This window comes from Paenibacillus sp. P5_B5, assembly GCF_056400365.1.
Window position 1 is genome coordinate 1 of the sequence record NZ_JBFULK010000059.1, and the last position, 527, is coordinate 527.

Below are 527 nucleotides of genomic sequence, written 5' to 3' on the forward strand. Positions count from 1 at the left end.
AATGGAGATGGCACTTCACCTTCTAATATAATACGTTCTCGGTTACGTTCAATAATAGGGTCAGGAATTGGAATCGCAGCTAGCAATGATTCTGTGTAGGGATGAAGTGGTTTGGCGTATAGCTCAGTTGATGAAGTAACCTCCACCAGGTTTCCGAGATACATCACACCAATTCGATCGGAAATATACTTCACCATCGAAAGATCATGCGCAATGAACAAATAGGTCAAGCCAAATTCCTTTTGCAAATTCTTGAACAAATTCACAACCTGCGCTTGAATGGATACATCAAGTGCAGAGATAGGCTCGTCTGCAATAATAAATTGTGGTTCGATCGCAAGTGCACGAGCGATCCCAATCCGTTGACGTTGACCACCAGAGAATTCATGCGGGAATCGATTCATATGCTCTTCATTAAGACCTACCGCTTGTAGAATATCTCTTACACGATCTTTACGTTTCTTACCGGTATATAAATTGTGAATATCGATCCCTTCAGCAATAATATTACCAACTGTCATTCTCGG

1 protein-coding gene is annotated in these 527 nt (G+C 41.4%); it reads right to left on the bottom strand.

Annotation, left to right across the window (positions count from 1 at the left end):
* The coding region (locus AC1DOK_RS24530) for an ATP-binding cassette domain-containing protein (RefSeq protein WP_477556889.1) at nt 1-527 on the bottom strand (527 nt) is incomplete at both ends.